The organism is Neobacillus drentensis (assembly GCF_036966985.1).
GTDB classification, from domain to species: Bacteria; Bacillota; Bacilli; order Bacillales; family Cytobacillaceae; genus Neobacillus; species Neobacillus drentensis_E.
In genome coordinates, this window is sequence record NZ_JBALSN010000564.1 from 1 (window position 1) to 1,360 (window position 1,360).

Consider the following 1,360-nt stretch of genomic DNA (forward strand, 5'->3'; position numbering starts at 1 on the left):
TAAGTATTACTAGAAATAATGGAAACTAATTAACTAATTCTTCCTGAGGTGGTAGTAATGAGACTTTGTTTATTCCTGCTAATTGCTGGACTGTTGGATGCTGTTCTGACGCATGTTGGGATTGCTTCAGGTATCGTTTCTGAAGGGAATCCGATGATGAAACTTGTCATTGAGAAAAGCTGGTCTTATTTTTATATTATCAAAATCTTTTTGCCCCTAACCTTGCTTGGGTTGTTTTACCTGCGTCCATTAAAAGGCTGGATTCGGATGCTCTTGGTTTCCACTTGCGTTCTTTACTTCTCCGCCCTGATTTATCATATGGTTTGGATTGCCCTCTATTTCAATTCTGCAGCATGACTTTACACTATTGCTAACTAGACACTCCGAGCTTATTACGTTAGTATCAATACGATATGGAAAGACAAATAATAAGAAAAATGATTTTTAAATAAAGGAGTACACTATGTTAAATACCTTAAAACCATACTTGCAGGCAGCCTGGGAAAAGTCTGGGTTTCAACAGCCGACTTCCATTCAAGCAGCCGCCATTCCGATGATTCTTGAAGGCAAGGATTTAATTGCCGAGTCACCGACAGGTACTGGTAAAACGCTAGCTTATCTACTTCCATTATTAGATAAAATGGACCCTAGTTTACAATCACTCCAAGCTATTGTGTTAGCTTCTTCGCAAGAGCTGGTGATGCAGGTCTATCAAGAATTTCAAAAGTGGTCTGAGGGCAGCGGAATCAGAGGCACTTCCATTATTGGCGGAGCCAATATGAAACGGCAGCTTGAGAAGTTAAAGAAACGCCCGCATGTAATATTTGCTACACCCGGCCGTTTACTTGAACTGATTAAACAGAAAAAAGTGAAAATGCATGAAGTAAAACTGGTAGTTCTCGATGAGGGAGATCAATTACTTATTCACGAACATCTTAATACCGTCCAAAATATTGTGAAATCAACCATGAGCGACCGCCAAGTGGTATTGTTTTCTGCAACAATGAAACCGGCAACAGAGAAATTAGCCAAGGATATGACCAAGGACCCCGAAGTTCTTCGGATCGAAAAGGATGAACTTGCTTCTTCCGGAGAAGTCGAACATATTTATTTTTCTTGTGAGCCGAGAGATAAAATCAAGCTGCTTGAAAAAATCACTCGCTTAGAAAATAGTAAGTCGCTAGCGTTTATTAATGATATCGGCGAAATTGAAGTATTTAAGGAAAAATTACATTTTAAAGAGCTGTCAATTGGAATCTTGCATAGCGACATGAAAAAGCTCGAACGGCAGACTGCATTAAAGTCTTTCCGTGATGGAAAAATGAGCATGCTGATTGCTACGGATGTGGCGGCAAGAGGA

General features: G+C 39.8%; 2 protein-coding genes. Both read left to right on the top strand.

The features are described 5' to 3' along the window. Positions 1–57: 57 nt before the first annotated feature. A complete protein-coding gene (locus tag V7659_RS27975) occupies positions 58–357 on the top strand; it encodes a DUF5658 family protein (RefSeq protein ID WP_335543334.1) in 300 nt (99 codons plus the stop codon). 106 nt (positions 358–463) lie between these two features. After that, positions 464–1,360, top strand: an 897-nt coding sequence (locus tag V7659_RS27980; RefSeq protein ID WP_335543335.1) for a DEAD/DEAH box helicase, incomplete at its 3' end; no start/stop codon positions are given.